Source organism: Mycobacterium sp. Aquia_213 (assembly GCF_026625985.1).
GTDB lineage: Bacteria > Actinomycetota > Actinomycetes > Mycobacteriales > Mycobacteriaceae > Mycobacterium.
The window spans coordinates 4010790-4030936 of sequence record NZ_CP113116.1; the positions used below are offsets into that span (position 1 = coordinate 4010790).

11 protein-coding genes are annotated in these 20147 nt (G+C 66.5%); 7 read left to right on the plus strand and 4 right to left on the minus strand.

The genetic code is table 11. The features are described 5' to 3' along the window. From LMQ14_RS18700 to LMQ14_RS18725, 6 genes are read left to right on the plus strand one after another with little or no spacing between them, the layout of a single operon-like run. Entirely contained in the window at positions 1-4422 is a 4422-nt protein-coding gene (locus tag LMQ14_RS18700) for a type I polyketide synthase (protein WP_267731022.1), read from the plus strand. A 10-nt stretch (positions 4423-4432) separates the two neighbouring features. Continuing rightward, complete coding sequence (locus LMQ14_RS18705) at positions 4433-5431, plus strand: ATP-binding cassette domain-containing protein (RefSeq protein WP_267731023.1); 999 nt, start codon at positions 4433-4435, stop codon at positions 5429-5431. 32 nt (positions 5432-5463) lie between these two features. Further along, a complete protein-coding gene (locus LMQ14_RS18710) occupies positions 5464-6240 on the plus strand; it encodes an ABC transporter permease (protein ID WP_267735585.1) in 777 nt (258 codons plus the stop codon). Beyond that, positions 6237-7070: an ABC transporter permease gene (locus LMQ14_RS18715; protein WP_267731024.1), complete on the plus strand. Its 834-nt coding sequence runs from the start codon at positions 6237-6239 to the stop codon at positions 7068-7070. Before LMQ14_RS18710 ends, LMQ14_RS18715 begins: the two co-directional genes overlap by 4 nt. 13 nt (positions 7071-7083) lie before the next feature. After that, entirely contained in the window at positions 7084-8340 is a 1257-nt protein-coding gene (locus LMQ14_RS18720; RefSeq protein WP_267731025.1) for a phthiocerol/phthiodiolone dimycocerosyl transferase family protein, read from the plus strand. Beyond that, positions 8337-9590, plus strand: a complete 1254-nt coding sequence (locus LMQ14_RS18725) for a saccharopine dehydrogenase family protein (protein WP_267731026.1) — start codon at positions 8337-8339, stop codon at positions 9588-9590. Before LMQ14_RS18720 ends, LMQ14_RS18725 begins: the two co-directional genes overlap by 4 nt. A 48-nt stretch (positions 9591-9638) precedes the next feature. Here LMQ14_RS18725 and LMQ14_RS18730 read toward each other — a convergent pair whose 3' ends face one another. Beyond that, entirely contained in the window at positions 9639-10004 is a 366-nt protein-coding gene (locus LMQ14_RS18730; RefSeq protein WP_267731027.1) for a nitroreductase/quinone reductase family protein, read from the minus strand. 56 nt (positions 10005-10060) lie between these two features. Next, complete coding sequence (locus tag LMQ14_RS18735; RefSeq protein ID WP_267731028.1) at positions 10061-10537, minus strand: DUF1772 domain-containing protein; 477 nt, start codon at positions 10535-10537, stop codon at positions 10061-10063. 110 nt (positions 10538-10647) lie between these two features. On the opposite strand from LMQ14_RS18735, the gene LMQ14_RS18740 reads away from it, so the two are divergent. Beyond that, positions 10648-11238: a TetR/AcrR family transcriptional regulator gene (locus LMQ14_RS18740; RefSeq protein ID WP_267731029.1), complete on the plus strand. Its 591-nt coding sequence runs from the start codon at positions 10648-10650 to the stop codon at positions 11236-11238. 23 nt (positions 11239-11261) lie between these two features. Here the strand turns inward: LMQ14_RS18740 and pks2 are convergent, their stop codons facing one another. Both pks2 and LMQ14_RS18750 read right to left on the minus strand, forming a co-directional pair. Continuing rightward, the gene (gene pks2, locus LMQ14_RS18745) at positions 11262-17810 is read right to left on the minus strand and encodes a sulfolipid-1 biosynthesis phthioceranic/hydroxyphthioceranic acid synthase (protein WP_267731030.1); all 6549 of its coding nucleotides are present in this window, start codon (positions 17808-17810) and stop codon (positions 11262-11264) included. Next, positions 17807-19549 carry an AMP-binding protein gene (locus LMQ14_RS18750; RefSeq protein ID WP_267731031.1) on the minus strand — a complete coding sequence of 581 codons (1743 nt, stop codon included), beginning with the start codon at positions 19547-19549 and terminating at the stop codon, positions 17807-17809. Before LMQ14_RS18750 ends, pks2 begins: the two co-directional genes overlap by 4 nt. Positions 19550-20147: the final 598 nt, after the last annotated feature.

Here is a 20147-nt window from a genome sequence, read left to right on the forward strand (position 1 = left end):
ATGAGCACGAACGCGGAGTCTTACTCAGAGACTTTGCCGGACAACGCAATCGCGGTGATCGGCATGGCCGGTAGATTCCCGGGCGCCAACAATGTTTCTGATTTCTGGGACAACCTGCGGCGCGGCGAGGAGTCGATCGTCACGCTGTCCGAGCAAGACCTCAGGGCTGCCGGCGTGGGCGATGAGGTGCTGGCGAACCCCGGGTACGTGCGGCGCGCGCCGCTGGTCGACGGGTTCGACGAGTTCGATGCCGAGTTCTTCGGGTTCCCACCGCAGCTCGCGCGCAAGCTGGATCCCCAACACCGGTTGTTCCTGCAGTGCGCATGGCATGCGTTCGAAGACGCCGGCTGTGACCCAGCAGAATTCGACGGCTCGATCGGCGTGTACGGAACCAGCTCCCCCAGTGGATATCTGATGCACAACCTGGCGTCGCACCATGGCGGCGGCGCCTTCATGGCAACCGGACTCGACTTCGAGCAGTTCAACCTGTTCCTGCAGAACGACAAGGACTTTTTGGCCACCCGGGTATCGCATCAATTCGATCTACGCGGGCCGAGCATCTCGGTTCAAACCGCGTGTTCGTCGTCGCTGGTTGCGATCCATCTGGCCTGCCAGAGCCTGCTGTCCGGTGAATGCGACATGGCACTGGCCGGAGGGTCGTCGCTGGCCATCCCGCACCGTGTCGGCTACTGGAATTCGCCGGGCGCGATGGTGTCGGCGGCCGGCCACTGCCGGCCCTTCGACGTGCGAGCCGATGGCACGGTCTTCGGCAGCGGCGTCGCGATTGTGGCGCTCAAGCCCTTGCAGGCCGCCATCGATGCCGGAGACCGGATTCACGCCGTCATCCGCGGGTCGGCGATCAACAACGACGGATCCATGAAGATGGGGTACGCGGCCCCGAATCCGGCCGCGCAGGCCGACTGCATCGCCGAAGCTCATGCGGTGTCCGGTATCGATGCCTCGACCATCAGTTATGTCGAGACGCATGGAACCGGCACGGCGCTCGGCGATCCGATCGAAGTCCAGGGCCTCAAGGCCGCGTTCGCCGTGTCCGAGACGCCGCGGCCGGGCCCGTGTGTCCTCGGCTCGGTCAAGTCGAACATCGGCCACCTGGAGGTGGCGGCCGGCGTGGTGAGTCTGGTCAAGGCGATTCTGTGCCTGAAGCACAAAGCGATCCCCGGGACGCTGCACTTCACCAGCCCCAACCCGGAACTGCATCTCGACGAAACTCCGTTCACCGTGCGCAGCGATTACGGCCCATGGGAATGGGACGGAGTACGCAGGGCCGGTGTCAGTTCGTTCGGGGTGGGCGGCACCAATGTCCACGTCGTTCTGGAAGAAGCACCCGAAGAAGCACCGGTTCCGGCCGCCGACCGTCCCCAGGTGCTGCTGCTGTCCGCCCGAACCACTGCGGCACTTGAGGAGTCGCGTGCCGCCCTGGCGACGACGCTGGCCGGCCCGGATGGCCCAGACCTGGCGGAGGCGGCGTTCACCCTCTCGGGTCGTCGCAAGCACGGCATCACGATGGCGGCCGTGGTCCACGACCGCGAACACGCCGCGAAGGTATTGCGGGCGGCCGAGCACGACAATGTTTTCGTCGGGGAGTCCGTCGTCCGTGGTGACGCCGACGAATCGACCTCGGACCGAGTCGTTTTCATGTTTCCCGGGCAGGGCGCTCAGCACGTCGGGATGGCCCGCGGGCTCTACGACACCGAGCCGGTTTTCGCCGAACACTTCGACGCCTGCGTCGCGGGATTCCGCGACGAGATGGGAATCGACCTGCGTGCGGAGATATTCGGCGACGCCGCAACGGATTTGGAACGCATTGACCGTTCCCAGCCCGCGCTGTTCACGGTGGAATACGCGCTGGCGAGGCTGGTCGACACCTATGGCGTGCGGGCCGGCGCGTACATCGGATACAGCACCGGCGAGTACATCGCGGCCACCCTGGCCGGAGTATTCGACCTCGAGACGGCGATCAAGACGGTGGCCTTGCGTGCCCGTCTGATGCACGAATCCCCGCCGGGCTCGATGGTCGCCGTGGCATTGGGCCCCGACGACATCGCCGAGTACCTCTCCCCCGGGGTCGACCTCTCCGCGGTCAACGATCCCGGCAACTGCGTCGTCGCCGGGCCGAACGACCAGATTCGCGCGTTCACCCAGCGCCTGCGCCAGGACGGCATCACCGCTCGACGGGTCCGCGCGACCCACGCATTCCATTCCAGCGCAATGGATCCCATGGCGGCGCAGTTCCAGGAATTTCTCTCCGGTGTCGAACTTCGCCGTCCGAACACGCCGCTGCTGAGCAACCTGACCGGTACCTGGATGACCGATGAGCAGGCCACCGACCCGGCCAGCTGGGCGCGCCAGATCAGCGCCACGATCAGGTTCGCCGACGAACTCGACGTGTTGCTGACCGATCCGGACCGGGTCCTGGTCGAGATGGGCCCGGGCGGCAGCCTGACCGGCTCGGCGATCCGGCACCCCAAGTGGTCGAGCAAGCACCGCGCCGTGCGGCTGATGCGTCACCCGGTGCAGAACACCGATGACCGCGACGCCTTCTTGCTCGGCCTCGGCCAGCTGTGGGCGGCCGACGTGGCGGTGGACTGGTCACCGATCACCGCAGGAGTGCAGAGCATCGTCAGCCTGCCCGGCTATCCCTTTGCGCGCGAACGGCATTGGATCGATCCGAAACCTTTCGCGTGGACCGAGGCGCCCGTGGAGATCAACGGTGCGTCCAGCAACGGCGCGACCGTCGTCGCGGCGCCGGTCAACGGTCAGTCGGCCACCGAGGCGACGTTGCATCGGATCTGGATGCAGTGCCTGGGCGTCACCTCGCTGGACCGAAACGCCAATTTCTTCGATCTCGGCGGAGACTCCCTGATCGCGATCGGCATCTCGACGAGTGCCAACAACTCGGGCTTGACCATCACCCCGCAGCATCTCTACGAGCACCCGACCTTGGCCAGCCTGGCCGCCGCCCTTGACGCCGAGTTCACCGGCGCCGGGCTGACGCAACCACCGGACGCCGAAGCGTATTCACCGGTGCCCGCGAATATCGCCGGTTTCCTCGAACACGGTGTGCAGGAAGCCGGTCGCTGGCGGGTCCCGCTGATCTTCTCACTCGCCCCCAGCGTCGGGGTCGAGGACGCCCGAGCCGTGCTCACCGCGTTGGCGAACCACCATGACGCGTTGCGCCTCGAGCTCGTCGACCGCGCGGGCACCTGGGAGCAGCACATCGCCGCGCCACAGGAATTCGCGCACCTGTCGACGCGAACCCTGCCCGACGACGTGGCGGCCGAGCCGGCCGCGCAGCGCGCGGCGGTACTGGACATCGTCGCCGAACTGGTGGCCCAGGATGACCTGACCGCTCCGTTCACCGCGACCTACATCGGCGGCGACAACGGTGCCTACCTGGTGTTGTCCGCCCACGAGATGATCGCGGACATCGCCTCTCGCGAAATCCTGCTGACCGATCTGTTCACCGCCTTGTCCCAACACCTTGCGGGCGAAGACATCGTGCTGCCCCCGAGCAGCGCCGGATGGCGCGATTGGTCGCTGCGGACCGGGGCCCTGGCGACACATCCGGCGGTGGTGGACACCCGCGACTTCTGGCTGCAGGGCTTGACCAAGGCGACGGTGCAGCTGGGCGATCCCACGATCACCGGCCGGCCGCGCGCCGGCGACCTGCTGAGGCTGCCGTCGACGCTGGACGTCGCGGAGACGGCCGAAGTCGACGATGCCCGCCGCAGGCTCGGGGTTTCGATCGAGGAAGTCCTGCTGGCGGCACTGGGCCGCACGATCGCCCAAACGGTCGACGAGGGTGTGGTTTCGGTCGACCTGGAGGGCACCGGACGTTCGGTGCTGAGGCCGGACGTCGACCTGCGCAGAACCATCGGCCGGTTCACCACGATCTTCCCGGCCGCGCTGCGGTGCACGAAGGGCGGGGATGCGACCGAGCTGCTGTCCGGTGTCAGCGACACCCTGAAATCCGTGCCGCACTTCGGGGTCGGATACGGACTGCTTCGCTATGTCTACGCGCCGACCGCGCGCACGCTGGCCGCCGCGGGCGGCTCGGACATCCACCTGCGCTACGTGGGCACCGTCCCGGAGCCGCCGCCGCTGGACGCGCCGGTCCAATTCGATTCCGACGCGGCGCTGCCGGTGCGGGATCCGATTCCGGGTCTGGGCCACGCGATCGAACTTCGGGTGTACCGGCATTCGGGGGCGCTGCATCTCGATTGGTGGTACGACGCCCGCCGCGTTCCGCTGCAGCGGGCACAGGCGCTCGTCGAACGTTTCCCGATCGCATTGCGGGCCCTGATCTCCGACGCTGTCGACGCCATCCCCGACGACGCCGATACGGGTTCGCAACCCGTGGAACTGGCCCTGGTGGACCTGTCGTCGTTTGACGCGAGCTGAGGGGAGCTCAATGAGCAACGCACAGAGGGACTTTGACAAGGCCGTCGTCGTCGACAAGGTGCGCAAGACCTTCGGCGACTTTGTGGCCTTGCATGAAGTCAGCTTCGAAGTGGCCCGCGGTGAGGTACTCGGCCTGCTCGGGCCCAACGGGGCCGGCAAGACCACGCTCGTGGATATCTTGTCGACCCTGAGCCGCCCGGACCAGGGCCGTGCGCTGGTTGCCGGCTATGACGTGGTGTCCGAGCCGGCCGGTGTGCGCCGGTCGATCATGCTCACCGGGCAGCAGGTGGCGATCGACGACACGCTGACGGGTCTGGAAAACCTCTTCATGTTCGGTCGCCTGTACGGACTGAAAAAGGCCGACGCGCGCAGGCGCGCCAAGGAACTCATCGAAGAATTCGATCTGGTGTATGCCGGCGATCGGCGGGTGAAAACGTACTCGGGCGGGATGCGCCGACGTATCGACATCGCCTGCGGCTTGGTGGTCCCGCCCCAGGTGGTGTTCTTGGACGAGCCGACCACAGGCCTGGATCCCCGTAGCAGGCAAGGTATTTGGGATCTGGTCGGCAATTTCAAGGGCCGCGGCATCGCCACGCTGTTGACCACGCAATATCTCGAGGAAGCCGACGCGCTTGCCGATCGGATCATCGTGATCGACCACGGGCGGATCATCGCCGAGGGAACGGCCGACGAGCTCAAGGCGCGCACCGGCGGCAGCTACTGTGAGATCGTCCCGCGGGATTTGCGCGATCTGCCGGCGATCGCGGACATCCTCGGCTCGCTGTTGCCCGACGAGAATCGGGCCGCCCTGACACCCGAATCCGATCGGATCGCGATGCCGGCCCCGGACGGCGCCAACACGCTGCTCGAGGCCGTGGGGCGCCTCGCCGCTGCCAATATCGGCGTTGCCGACATCGCACTGCGGCGCCCGTCGCTGGACGACGTATTCCTGTCGTTGACAAAGGATTCCGCCAAATCAGGCAATCCGGTTGCGGAGGCGGTCGGGTGACCGCCACGGGCGTCGTGCGACCCCACCCGTCGATGCGTGCCCAGTGGTGGGTGCTCACCATGCGCTTCATCGCACCCACCCTGCGTAACGGTGAGCTCGCCATCACGATCGCGGTCTCGGTGGTGTTCACCGCCGGCTTCTACATCCCGTTGCACCAGATCATGGGCAATGTCACCAGGGGTGTGGCCAGCAGCTACGCGCAGTACTTGATGCCGTTGATCGCATTGGAAGCCATCACGTTTGCCGCCATGTCGACAGCGTTTCGGGCGGCGACGGATTCGGTGCTGGGCGTCAACCGCCGGTTCAGATCCATGCCGATCCCGCCGTTTACCCCGGTGGCCGCCCGGATCTCGGCCGCGCTGTACCGGTGCGTGGTTTCGTTGACGGTGGCCCTGATCTGCGGTTACACCATAGGATTTCGCTTTCGCGGCTCGGCCGTAGACAGCGTTGCCTTTTGCGTGTTGGTGCTCGTGTTCGGGGCGGTGCTGTCTTTCGCGGCCGACCTGTTGGGCACCGGATCCCGTAATCCCGAGGCCATGGCACCAATGCTGACGTTGCCGCCGTTGATCTTTGGACTGCTGTCGGTCGGTGTTCAACCGGTGGAGCAGTTTCCGCACTGGGTCCAGCCCTTCGTTCGCAACCAGCCGATCTCCGCGCTTGTCGACAGCTTGCACGCCGCGGCCGGCGACGTCGCACCGTTTGGTACGCCGGTTACCTGGTCCGTGCTGGCGCCGACGCTGGCGTGGTTGGGCGGGTTGGCCACGCTGCTGGTCCCGGTCTCGGCGATCGTATTGTCGAAGCGGGCATGATGACTTTGGTATACGAGGAGACCGCGCGGGTCGGTACGGACGACCGCGTGCACGAGAATTCCGTGCGAGTGCTGGTTCCGCAAACCCTGGTCCAGACCCGCCGGATACTCACGAAGTGGTCACGCGACATCACCGCGATCATCATGGTCACGGTGTTGCCCGTGCTTTTCCTGATCACAATGAATATTGTTTTGGGCCACGCAGTTACCCAGGTTGCCGGGTATGACGCGCTGTTCAACACGGTTCCGATGAACGTGCTCGCCGCCGCGGTCAACGGATCGGCGGTCGGCGCTATCGGGCTCATCGGGGAGCGCGACGACGGTCTGCTGCGCCGACTATGGGTAGTGCCCGTACACCGCGCGTCGGGCATCTGCTCGCGGATCCTCGCCGAGATGGTCCGGATCGTCATCACGACGGGGATCGTGCTGGCCGCGGGGATGGTGCTGGGTTTCCGGTTCAAACAGGGCCTGCTCCCGACCTTGACCTGGCTGGGGATCCCGGTGCTGTTCGGACTCGCCTTCGCGACCCTGATCACCACGATTGCCTGGTATGCGTCGAAGAACTTTCTGCTCGAGGCGATTACGCTCGTGCACCTGCTTGCGATCCTGTTCTCGACCGGGTTCCTGCCGGTGGACCAATTTCCGAAGTGGATACAGCCGGTGGTCACGCACCAGCCGATCAGCTGTGCGATCGACACGATGCGCGCATTAGCGCTAGGCGGTCCGGTGGCCTCGCCGATGATCGAGACACTGCTGTGGGCCGCCGGCATCACCGCGGTATGCATCGCACCAACGCTTTCGGGCTATCGACGGGCCAGCACACGCAAATAAGGGGGTTTCCGCAGTGTTCTCCGGATCCGTGATCCGTAAGCTCGCGCACAGCGAAGAAGTGTTCGCCGTCAATGAGACCTATTTTGGGTTGACAATTCAGATCATTGGAGACGTCGATATCGATGCGATGTCCGATGCCTTCGACGCGCTGCTGCAGTCGCACCCGGTCTGGGCAGGCCACCTGGAGAAGGCCGACGACGGTCGACACCAGATTGTCGCCGAGGATCTCATGCACCCCGGAATCTGGATCGTCGACGACCACACGTCGGAGTCTGCGATCACCGGCATGCGCCTGGACCAGAGCCAATCCCTGCTGAACCTTCGGCTGAAAGCCGGCAGCGGACAGAGCGAAATCACCCTGTATGCACACCACGCGCTGGCCGACGGGCACCATGTGTTCGGCCTGTTCGAAGAGCTGTTGTCCCGCTATACCAACGTGGTGGAAACCGGTGATGCCGGGCCGGTCGTCGCAGCGCCCGCGCCCGAATCGCTCGAGTCGCTGCTCGAACAGCGTGGCGTGGCCAAGCAGCAGCGTTCGGGGCTCGAACGGCTTTTCCCGGCGGCGTTCGCCTACGACTTGCCTCCGGTCGAGAAGCCGCTCATCGTGCCGAATTCCGATTTGATGCAACACATTCCGGTCGCCCGAATCCGGTTGACCGAGCAGGAGACGTCGGACCTCGTGGAGTTGGGGCGCGCCAACCTGCTCAGCCTCAACTCCCTGGTGGCCGCGGCGCTGCTGCTGGCCGAGTGGGAACTTCGCAATACCCCGCACATTCCGATTCCTTACTTCTATCCGGTCGACCTGCGCTATCACCTGACGCCCCCGGTCGGTGCGACCGAAGGCACCATGCCACTGGGCCTGGCGAGCTATCTGGCCGAAATCGGGCCCGACACCGATCTCGTCGGCCTGGCCGGCGGCATCGTGGACGCGTTTCGAGACGACCTGTCCGAAGGCCTGATCCAGCAATCGTCGCTGCACTTCAGTCTGAACTACGAGGGATCCCTGCCCGGGCTTCCGCCGTTCGTGATGTGCACCGACGTCGGCTCTATTCCCGGCCTGCGCACGCCGGAAGGCATTGAGATCAACGACGTCGGCGGCGAATTCCACTTCGCGGCCCACGCTCCGGTCGACCTCTACAGTTGCTGGACCTTCGCCGGCCAGCTGTACATCGAGCGCCATTCGAACCTGCCGGGCCACGAGAAGTCCCTGGACGCAATACATTCCCTGTTGTGCGCGGCTCCGGCCGAGGACAGCTGGATGATGGAGTGACCGCCGAGCGTGAGTTCGACATCGTCTTGTACGGTGCCACCGGCTTTTCCGGCAAGCTGACCGCCGAGTACCTGGCGCGGTGCGGGTCCCAAGCGCGCATCGCGCTGGCCGGCCGGTCCGGCGAACGTCTGCTGGCCGTGCGGCAGACCCTGGGTCCGACCGCAGGGGATTGGCCGGTGATCGCTGCCGACGCGTCGCAGCCGTCGACGCTGCGCGCGATGGCCACCCGAACACAGGTGGTCCTCACGACCGTGGGTCCCTACGCACAATTCGGCCTGCCCCTGGTGGCCGCCTGCGCCGCGGCCGGAACGGACTATGCCGACCTGACCGGCGAGCTGATGTTCGCCCGCAACGCGATCGACCAATACCACAAACAAGCCATCGACACCGGCGCCCGCATCGTGCTGTCGTGCGGATTCGACTCGATCCCTTCGGATCTCAACGTCTACCAGCTCCATCGCCGGGCAACCGAGGACAACGCCGGCGAACTCACCGACACGATGCTGGTGCTGCGCGCGTTTCGGCAGACCGGGGCCTCCGGCGGCACGCTCGCATCGTATCTAGGTGCCATGCGAACAGCGTCAATCGACGTGCAGGCACGCCGACTCGTCGAGGATCCCTACACACTCAGCACCGACTTCGGCGCTGAACCCGAACTTGGTCCGCAACCGGACTTTTCGTGGCATCGCGGACGCGACGTCGCACCCGAACTGTCCGGCTTCTGGGTCGGCGGTTTTTTTCAGGCCCCCTACAATGACCGAATTGTTCGGCGCAGCAATGCGTTACAAGATTGGACCTACGGCCGGCGGTTCCGCTACTCGGAAACGATGAGTCTGGGTAAGTCTTTTGTGGCTCCGGTCGCCGCCAGGGCCGTCACGGGCGCTCTGACCGGCGCCTTCCGCTTGGGCAATCGACATGCCAAGCGATTACCCCCGCGGTTGATGGAGCGGATTCTGCCCAAGCCCGGCGCCGGTCCGAGCGATCTCTCCCAACGCCGTGGTCACTTCACGATGCAGACGTACAGCACGACGACGACGGGCGCTCGCTACCGGGCGACCTACGCCCAGAACTGCGACGCATACCACGCGACGTCGGTGATGCTCGCGGAGAGCGGGCTGGCGCTGGCAGTCGATCGCGATCGGCTCTCCCCGTTGCGGGGGGTGCTCACTCCCGCCGCGGCCATCGGCGACGCACTGCTCACCCGGCTGCCGGCCGCCGGGGTGTCCGTGTCGACGACTCGGTTGGCCTGAGACCCGGATTGACCGGACCCGCGAAAGTGATCCGTCGGGACCGGCTGATCAGTCGGTCAGTCGGACGGTGATAGTGACCCGGCCTTTTTGGTCGCGTTCGGCCACCGCATGCCCGGTCCGCTCGGTCCCGTCGAGTTGCAATGTCACTGGGCCGCCGTCACCGATGAAGTTGCGCCACCACGTCTTCGTCTCAGGCAGGTTGGCGCGAATGGTGATCTCGTCACCGGTGCGGCGATATGCGACCGGGGTGCTAAACCTGCGTCCGGAACGCCGGCCCGCGTAGCTGAGCATGGCGATGTTGCGATTCACCAGCCCGCCAAAGCGTCGTGAGGTAGCCACCGCAGCTACCGGCGCGTTGAAAAGAGGCGCCGCGCGCATCAGTAGTCGTCCAAGAGTTTTCGGTCGTGTAGTCATAGTCACCAGTGTCCTTTCACGTGTGAAACCGAGCGGGGAGAAGTCGCGGGCCCGGGTCAGGCGATCAACGCGAGGCAAAGCGCGGCGAGTGCAAGACCCTGCAGGATGGCGCGAGCGTTGATGATCCGATCCCAATTTGCCTGCAGTGCACGCACATGCGGCAGCACCTGGCCGCTATCAGCGGCGGCGGTGAGCTCGCGGTTGATCGGCGCGCTGACCCGGGTGTAGAGCAGCAGCCAGACCAACAGCAGCACAACGGCGGCACCGGCCGGGATGGCCTGAGCCCAGTTCGCGGCGAGCGCGGCTAAGACGGTGCTCGCGGCGGCCGCGACGACACCGATTGCCCCCGGCACGGGCATTCGCCGGTCGCCGTAGCGGTGCACGAACCCGGTCACTTCCCCCAGTACCCGATCGTCAACGCGGGCCAGCGCGGGTCGCAAGACCAGCGCGCAGAACGCGTCGGTGCCGTAGACCACCGCGACGCCCATAATGGCAATCAGCGCCGCGAGCTGCGCGAACTGTGACAACGCCATGTCGAAACTCCTTTCTATTTGCCACCGCTAGAGATACTAGCGATGCTAGATCCACCCTCGCCGCGATGTCAATAGCAGCGCTATTGGATCTAGCGATGCTATGGTCGGCTATGCCTATCGAGGACCGTCGTGCGCGCGAGCGAGATGAGCGACGCCGGCTGATCATCAGTACGGCGCGGCGGCTGGCCGAAGCCGAGGGATGGGATGCCGTCACCACGCGTCGGCTGTCCGCCGAGATCGAGTACAGCCAGCCCGTTCTTTACTCGCACTTCGCCAACATGGATCAGCTCGCGCAGGCCGTCGCCGTCGACGGATTCGGCGAACTGGCCGAGGCGCTGCACACCGCGCGCACCGGCGCCGCGACGACCACCGAAGCGCTTCGACAGCTCGCGCATGCCTACGTCGACTTTGCCCGACAAAACCCGGCGCTATACGACGCGATGTTCACCCGCTCGACCACATTGCACTTCGCTGCCGACGACACACCGCCCGAATTGGAAGCGGGCTTCACCGAGCTACGCATTGTGGCTGCAGCACTTGCAGAGCACCAAGACGCGGACACGCTCGCCGAGGTGCTCTGGTCGGCGCTGCACGGACTGGTCACCCTCACGCGCAATCGCCGGCTACGTCCAAGCCACGAGGCCGACCGCGTCGACCTTCTGATCGCTCAACTTGCGTCCCAACGCGAAACGCTGCGCTGAGCAGACATCGCCCGGGTTTGCCGTCAGGCTTTCGCTACGACCTCGCCGGCCACCAGCGTCTCGGCCAGGTGCACGCTCAAAGCATGGGCCGTGTTGTGGGTGGCGATGGCCTTGGGAGTGATCCGGACACCGGTCTCGGCTTCGATGCGGGTCCGCAGCTCCAGATTGCCCAGTGAGTCCAGTCCGTGTTCGACGAACGGGCGGTCCGGATCGACGGTGCGGCGCAGGATCAGGCCGGTCTGCTCGGTGATCAGACGCTGAAGCCGGGTGGGCCATTCGTCCTGCGGCAGCGAGCGAAGTTCGGTACGCAACGTGGTCCCGGCGGCCTGGTGCGGTCCCGCGTCCTGGAAGGCTTCCGCGAACGGGCAGTGCCCAACCAACTCGGCCAGCCAGGACGTGCCCGTCGTCGGGACGTAGCCCGTGTAGCCGCGGTTATAACGCAGCAGCTCTTGGAATGCGTACGCGCCTTCGTCGGGAGTGATCATGTCGGTGCGCCCGCCCGCTGCCAGGTGCGTGGCACGCCCAACCTCGCCCCACGGCCCCCACGCGATGGCGAGCGCCGGCAGGCCCAGGCTGCGCCGCCATACCGTGAAGGCATCGACCCAGCTGTTGGCCGCCGCGTAGGCGCCCTGTCCGGCCGAGCCCACTAGCGCGGCCGCGGAGGAGAAACAGCAGAACCAGTCCAGTGGCTGGCCGGCCGTCGCGTGGTGCAGGTTCCATGCGCCGTAAACCTTTGGCGCCCAGTCACGGTCGATCACCTCGTCGGTGAGGTTGGCCAGAGTGGCGTCCACGACCACCGCCGCGGCATGCAGCACCCCGCGCAGCGGAAGCCCGGTGGCCGTGGCCGCTGCCACCACCCGGGCCGCGGTGTCGGCCTCGGCCATGCTGCCGGACTCCACGACGACGTCGGCGCCGCCGGCGCGGATCCGCTCAATGGCCTGCCGCGCCTTGGGAGTTGGGTTGGCCCTGGCGGTGAGCACGATCCGGCCGCAGCCCGCCTTGCCCATCTCGGTGGCCAGGAACAGCCCGAGTCCGCCCAGGCCGCCGGTGATGATGTAGGAACCGTCGCCGCGAAATACGCTGGCCCGCTCCGGGGGTACCAGCACGGTACTTTGCCCCTCGCGCGGGATGGACAGCACGAGTTTTCCGTTGTGCTCAGCCGCACCCATCACGCGAATTGCCGTGGCCGCCTGGTCAAGTGGATAGGCGGTGTGCTCGAGCGGCGGTAACTCGCCGTCTCCGACGAGCCGGTACACGGTACCCAGCAGGTCCCCCACCTGCTGGGGGTGGCTGGCAGCCATCAGCGCGAGGTCGAGGTAGTGGAACGTGAGGTTGCGGCGGAAGGGATACTGGCCCAACCGGGTATCGCCGTAGACATCGCGCTTGCCGATCTCCACGAAGCGGCCACCGATCGCCAGCAGTTCGAAGCCGGCGCGTTGGGCGGCACCGGTGACCGAGTTGAGCACGACGTCGACGCCGTACCCGTCGGTATCGCGGCGGATGAGGTCGGCGAATTCGGTGCTGCGCGAGTCGTAGACGTGCTCGATGCCCATGTCGTGCAGCAGTGCACGCCGTTGCGGGCTGCCCGCCGTGGCAAAGATCTCCGCCCCCACCAACCGGGCTATCGCGATCGCGGCGCGCCCCACCCCGCCGGTTGCGGAGTGGATCAGCACTCGCTCCCCGGGCTTGATCCTGGCCATGTCCTGCAGGCCGTACCAGGCGGTGGCGTAGGCCGTCGTGGCCGCCGCGGCCTGCTCGGCGTCCAGGCCGGGCGGCAGTGTCACGGCAAGTTTGGCGTCACAGGTGACGAACGTTGCCCAACAGCCGTTTTCGGACACGCCGCCGACGCGGTCACCCACCTGACGGTCGGTGACGCCCGGCCCGACCGCGGTGACCACGCCCGCGAAGTCCATACCCAGCCGCGGTTGACGCCCGTCGACGCTGGGGAATCGGCCCATGGCGATCAGCACATCGGCGAAGTTGAGGCTGGACGCGGTGACCGCGACCTCGATCTGGCCCGGCCCCGGTGAGGTGCGTTCGAACGCAACGAGTTCCAGGCCTTCCAGGTCGCCGGGAGTGCGGATCTCCAGGCGCATGCCGTCGAGCTGATGGTTCGCGATGGCGGTGTGCCGCTCGTCGGGTCGCAGCGGGGCCGAGCGCAGCCGCGCGGTGTACCACCGCCCATTGCGCCAGGCGGTTTCGTCCTCGTCCGAACCAGCCAGCAGCTGGCGCGCCAGCTGTGCGGCGTCCGTAGCCTCATCCAGGTCGATCTGGGTGGCCCGCAGCTCGGCATCTTCGGCGGCGATCACCCGCATCAGCCCCCGTAGCCCCGCTTGTTCCAGGTTGAGCGGGTCATCGGGCAACACGGTCTGGGCGTTGCGGGTCACGACATACAAACGGGGCGGGTCCTCGGATGCTTCGGTCAGCGCGCGGGCGATCCCGACCAGATGCCGCACCTGCTCGCGGCCGCGGGCCGGGCACTGCTCATCGTTGTCGTCGGATGCCGGCCCGGCCAGCACCACCACACCGGCGGCATCGCCTATCGGCAGGCCGGGCTGTCCACCGTTCGGCCAGCGACCGGTTTCGCAGTGCGCACCTTCGGTTTTCAGCGCGTCGGCGAGCCGGGCGGCCAACGAGTCATCGGCATCGGAGGCCGTCAGCAACAACCAGGTCCCGGCCGCACCGTCCGCCGCGGCGGGCAGATCGTGCGGCTCCCAGTCGATCGTCAGCAGGCGCTCGGCCAGGACTCGTTGGCGTGTGCCGCTTTCGGAGACGTCGCTACCCACGCGCAGCCCACGCACGATCAGCAGCACGGCCCCGTTCTCGTCGAACACGTCGAGGTCGGCTTCCATCCCGATTTGGTTGGCCTCGGTCACCCGGCTCAGGCAGTAACGGGCGTTCTGCAGCGACCCGTAGCTGCGCAGCCGGCGCACCCCTAGCGGCAAGAGCAGACCGCCGTCGGCGATCTCGCTGCTGCGCGCATGCGCCGCGACCGACTGGAAGCAGGCGTCGAGCAGCGCGGGATGCACCTGAAAAGCGTTGTGCTGCAAGTTAACCTGCTCCGGGGGTCCGACTTCGGCCAGCACGGTGCCGTTCGCGGTATTGGCGGTGTGCGCGGCCGCCAGACCCGCGAACGCGGGGCCGAACCGGACTCCGCGGTTGTCGAACCACGCCCGCAGCTGCGTCCCGTCCACCCGGTTCGGATGTGCGGCGAGCAGGGCGGCAACGTCGTGTACCGGTGGCTGGCCCAGCTCGTCGATGGCCTGCAGGGTCGCGGCGGCTCGCCGCGTGTACTCCCCCTCCTCATCGGTTTGCACCGCGAAGGAGACGACACCGGGAGCCTGCACCGACGCGTCGGCGCTCAGCGCGGTCTGGCCGTCGAGCAGCAACATCTGTTCGAACCGGATATCGCGGACCTCCGACGCGTCACCCAGGGTCTCGCGGGCCGCAGCCAGCGCCATCTCGCAGTACGCGGCTCCGGGCAGCGCCGGCACGGCGTACACCTGGTGGTCGGCGAGCCATGGCTGTGCCGTGGTGCCGACTTCGCCCTGCCAGACATGACGTTCGGGCTCCTCGGGCAGCCGCACGTGCACCCCCAACAGGGGATGCACCGAAACGGTGCGACCTCCGGCCGCCGCGGTTTCGCCAGCCGGCAACTGCGCACGATGCTCTCCGGCGCCGATCCAGTGGCGGGTGTGGTGCCAGGGCGAGGCGGGCAGGCACGGATGTGGTTCGGGCGGGTGCGGGGTTTGCGGTGGATGGCCGCGGTGGCTCGCGTTGAGGTTGGTGTGGAACACCAGCGTGTCGTCGGCGTCGCGCGCCAAGGTGCTGACGATCCGGTAGTCACCGGTGCCGAGGGTGTCATTGATGGCGTGGGCGAGCAAGGGGTGTGGGCTGATTTCGATGAACGTGGCATGGCTGTCACCGGCCGTGCCGATGGCCTGGCTGAACCGAACCGGGTTGCGCAGGTTGGCCGCCCAGTGGTCGGCGTCGAACGCCGGCGTCTCATCGGGTCCGCTGGTAGTGCTGATCACCGGGATGGCCGGCGCATCCGGGGCTAAATCGGCTAGCGCAGAACATAATTCGGGCAGGATCGGCTCGATGATGCGGTGATGGGAGGCGACGTCGACCTCGACGCGCCGGGCCAGCCGGTCGGCGTCGGCCACTACCGCAATCACCGCGTCGACCTGATCGGGCGGCCCGGCGATCACCGTCTGGCTCGGCGAGGCATACACCGCGATGCTCACCTGCGGGTAATCGACCAGCAGCTTCTCGGTGGCCGCGGCGTCGGATTCCACCAGCGCCATCGCCCCCTGGCCGGACAGCCGTGACATCAACCGCGACCGGGTGGAAATCACCCGCAAGCCGTCGGCGACGCTCAAGGCCCCGGCCACCACGGCCGCGGTGACCTCACCCATCGAATGTCCGATCACGGCGTCCGGCTCTACGCCATAGGAGCGCCACAGCGCCGTCAGCGCCAGCTGCACACCCACCAGCAGCGGCTGAATCCGCTCGATGCCGGTCACCGGCTGGCCCTCGGCCAGTACCTGCTGCAGCGAAAACCCGGCCTGGGCAACGAATATCGGCTCCAGCTCGGCGACCGCCGCGGCGAAAGCCGGCTCATCGGCCAGCAACTGCCGGCCCATTCCCGCCCACTGGGAGCCCTGACCGGAATACACGAACACCGTGCCTGGCCGCGACGTTCCCGGGTACGGGGCCACCACCCCGTCGGCCGGCATGCCCGCAGCCAGCGCCCGCAACCCAGCGGTCGCCTGGGCACGATCGCGCGCACAGACGGTGCCGAACAGCCCGTGCCGGGACCGGTGGTGGTTTAGCGTGTGCGCGACGTCGGGCAATGCCACGTCCGCGCCGTCGCCGTCCATCCAGTCGGCCAACGTCGACGCCAGCGAGCTCACCCGCTCGCTCGTCTTGCCCGACAACACCAGCGTGCTCACCGCCGGGACTGGTTGGGACGCAACGGGATCCAGATCCGGGGCCTGTTCAACCACCACGTGGGCATTGGTGCCGCCGAAGCCGAACGACGACACGCCCGCTCGCCGTGGCAGCCCGGTCTGCGGCCAATCCGTGGGTTCTGCAACGACTTTCAGACGCATCTCGTCGAACGGGATGTGCGGATTCGGCGTCCGGTAGTTCATGTTCGGCGGGATGTGCCCGCGGTGTACCGCCAGCACCGCCTTGATGAGGCCGGCGATTCCGGCCGCCCCCTCCAGATGACCCATGTTCGATTTGACGGCGCCGAGCAGCAGCGGACCGTCTTCGGGACGTCCGCGACCCAGCACCGTGCCCAGCGCACGCGCCTCGATGGGATCGCCCAACAGTGTTCCGGTGCCATGGGTCTCGACATAGTCGACCTGATGTGGCGCGACGCCCGCGTTGGCGCACGCCGCGCGCAGCACCGCCATCTGCGCGGCCGGATTCGGTGCCATCAGCCCGTTGGACCGGCCATCCTGATTGACCGCCGATCCCCGCACCACCGCCAGCACCCGATCCCCGTCGCGCACGGCGTCGCTGACTCGCTTGAGGATCACCGCGCCGCAGCCTTCGCCGCGGACGAATCCGTCCGCGTCCGCGTCGAAGGATTTGCACTGACCCGTCGGCGACAACGCTTCGGCTCCGTCGAAGCTGCGGAAGATGGCCGGCGACAACAGCAGGTTCACGCCCGCGGCGATGGCCAGATCGCAATCCCCGGTGCGCAGGCTCTGACATCCCATGTGCACGGCCACCAGCGACGACGAGCAGGCCGTGTCCACCGACACGGACGGACCGCGTAGATCCAGGAAATACGACAGCCGATTGGCGATGATGCTCAGCGCGCCGCCGATGTTGCTCCACGCGTCGACACGACTGAGGTCCGTTCCGGCCAGATACCCGTAGTCGGTCGCGCACGCTCCGGCGAAAACCCCCGTCTGCGATCGCCGCAGTGATTCCGCGGGAATCCCGGCATGCTCCAAGGCTTCCCAGGCCACCTCCAGCAACAACCGCTGCTGCGGGTCCATCGCCGTCGCTTCATGCGGGGAGATCTCGAAGAATTCGGCGTCGAAACCGTCGACATCGGTCAACACCGACGCCCATCGGGTGGTGGCGGCCAATGCCGTCGCGATCTCGGGCGAACCGTCGTCGAACGGCAGCCATCGGTCGGCAGGCACCTCGGATACCGACGAACGGCCCTCACACAAGAACCGCCAGTACGCGTCCGGCCCGGAAATATCCCCGGGGAACCGGCATCCCAAGCCGATCACCGCGATCGGCTCGTCGGCCCAACCGCGCTCCGCCGAGACCACCTGGGCCTCGGACTCCGACTCGGGTGTGGTCAGAAACTGCACCAATTCGTTGATCGTGGGGTGCTGCCAAAAATCCAACGGCGACACCGGCCGGCCAGCGACCGTCGCCAACTCCCCCGAGAGCACGACCGCGTCTCGCGAGCCCACTCCCAAGTCGTTGAACGCCACATCGAGGCCGACATCGTCACGATCACAACCGATCTCGGTAACGAGATAGTCGATCAACCAGCGCTCTAGCCCCCCGGCCTCGTCAGGACCGGCCGATGTCACGCCGAAACGTCCAAGCGCTCAAACTCTTCGAGCCGATAGGACTCGACACACGTCGAGCGGCGCACCTTGCCACTCGTCGTGAGCGGAAGCGAACCGGGCGCCACCAGAACGAGATCGGCGATACGGACGCCGTGTGCGCTCGATATCGCGGCGGCGACATCGCGCCGTATCGAGCGGAGTTTCTGCTGAGCATCCTCGTCGGAGCCGGCCCGGTTCTTGACCTCCGCGATGGCGACAAGCTGCTCGGTGGTGTCATTGGCGACCGAAATCGCGGCCACCCGGCCCTTGGTGATCTGCCCGATCGTCGATTCGATGTCGTCCGGGTAGTGATTGCGCCCGTCCACGATCAGCAGGTCCTTGAGGCGGCCCATGATGAACAATTCGCCGTCGCAGATGAACCCCAGGTCGCCCGTCCGCAGCCAGGGACCCTCCGGTGTGCCCGCCGACGGGGTGGTAATCCGTGCACCAAAAGTGCGCTTGGTCCGCTCCGGATTGCGCCAGTACCCGTTGCCGATGTTCGACCCGTGCGCCCAGATCTCGCCGATGACACCGGATGCCGTCTCGGTCTTGGTTTCGGGATTGACGATGCGCACCAGTGGCGACTTCATGGCGCCGTAGCTGATCAGGTCGCTACCGCCTTGCTCCTCGGTGCATGGCGTGGCTTGGCCGCCCGACAGTTGCTGGTACTGGAAGCGCACGGATTTGGGCGCCTGCCCCGTCTTCGCGCTGGCGACGTACAGCGTCGCCTCGGCGAGCCCATAGGACGGCCGGATGGCCGTCTCGGGCAGGTTGTATCGGGAGAATCGCTCCATGAAGCGCGCGATCGAGGCCGGCTGCACCCGTTCACTGCCATTGGCGAGCCCCACCACACCGCTCAGATCGAGCCCGGCCATGTCGTCGTCCGATATTCTGCGCACCGCCAGGTCGAAAGCGAAGTTCGGCCCGCCGGAGAACGGCCGGGGACTGCTCGCAAGCAGCCTCATCCACCGAGCCGGCTCGATCAGAAATGCGATCGGACTCGTCAACACCGCGGGACGTGCCCACACCGTCGGGAAGCAGATGCCCTGAAGGAGTCCCATGTCGTGATAGAACGGCAGCCACGACACCAGCGTCTCCGGCGGCCCGGAAACGTCGAACAAGCCCGACTCGAGCTGCTGGCAATTCGTCACCACGTTCTCGTGAGTGATCACGACACCGGCCGGCTGGCCGGTCGATCCCGACGTGTACTGCAGATACGCTTCCTTGGGATGCGCGTATTCGGCCGGGCTGAATTCACCGGCGGAGTAAAAGTCGAGTGAGTCGATTTCGATGACCGTCGGGGCGGCCGAACCGCCGTGCGACTCAGCATATTTGACGACCCCGTCAACGACAGCGGACGTCGTGATAATGGCGGCCGGGGTGCAATCCTGCAGTGCCGACGATATGCGGCTGTCGTGGGCGCCGAATTGCGGGACCGACAGCGGAACCGCGATGAAGCCCGCCTGTAGCGCGCCCAGAAAGCCAACGACGTAGTCGAGGCTCTGCGGAGCCAATATCGCAACCCGATCGCCCGTGGTCCCGCAGCGGCGGAGCTCCTCGGCAACGGTCAACGCGCGCCGGTGCAGCTGCGACCAGGTCAAGCTTTCGGCGAAGCCTTTCGGATCCACGTCATAGTCGATGAATGTGAATGCCGTGTCATTTGGCTGCCGGCGAGCATTTTCGCCCAGCACCGCAGGAATGGAGGACTCGAGTACGGACATAACGCTACCTTCCGATTTCTTTCAAAATATTGGTGCGCATCACGTCCCCCACGCGATACCGCGGCCCGGTCTTTTCGCAGCACCACCCATGCCGCTGACCGATACGAACTTCTATGTTGGCAGCACCACCCTGGATAAGAAGAATTCAAAGATGGGGCGGGTGTCTGCGGGATCGTCGGCGACCGCGACTCCCGTCCGCGACCGCGTCGCTTTCGCGACCGCACCGACTTGCGCTCCGACTACCGCGGGCTCCACCCTGTATTCGACGAAGTGTACCGCCGCGCGGTTCAGCAACGATCCAGTCCGCTCGCGCTCTTCCGGCGACGGCGCTACCGCGCTCCGGGCGCTGAGCTGACATGAGCGAGCGCCCGCGGTCATGACCACCTCCACGGCGAGGAACCTACCCGTTCCCGCGCGGCCACGTTGGCGAATCGGCGAACTCGTTGACCAGCCAATATCGCCGGACGACCTGGACGCTAGTCCCACAAATAGTTGATGCGGCTCACGATCAAAGTCGTTTCTCGGGCATCCCGACCGTCTCTTCGGGTCCGCGGCCGCATGGGCGAAATTCTCGCGGATACGCGATGATCAGCGGGAA

Coding starts and splice junctions, on each gene's coding strand:
- LMQ14_RS18750 (WP_267731031.1), bottom strand. CDS start 19,549: ATGTCCGTACTCGAGTCCTCCATTCCTGCGGTGCTGGGCGAAAATGCT.
- LMQ14_RS18730 (WP_267731027.1), bottom strand. CDS start 10,004: ATGACTACACGACCGAAAACTCTTGGACGACTACTGATGCGCGCGGCG.
- LMQ14_RS18710 (WP_267735585.1), top strand. CDS start 5,464: ATGCGTGCCCAGTGGTGGGTGCTCACCATGCGCTTCATCGCACCCACC.
- LMQ14_RS18705 (WP_267731023.1), top strand. CDS start 4,433: ATGAGCAACGCACAGAGGGACTTTGACAAGGCCGTCGTCGTCGACAAG.
- LMQ14_RS18740 (WP_267731029.1), top strand. CDS start 10,648: ATGCCTATCGAGGACCGTCGTGCGCGCGAGCGAGATGAGCGACGCCGG.
- LMQ14_RS18715 (WP_267731024.1), top strand. CDS start 6,237: ATGATGACTTTGGTATACGAGGAGACCGCGCGGGTCGGTACGGACGAC.
- LMQ14_RS18735 (WP_267731028.1), bottom strand. CDS start 10,537: ATGGCGTTGTCACAGTTCGCGCAGCTCGCGGCGCTGATTGCCATTATG.
- LMQ14_RS18700 (WP_267731022.1), top strand. CDS start 1: ATGAGCACGAACGCGGAGTCTTACTCAGAGACTTTGCCGGACAACGCA.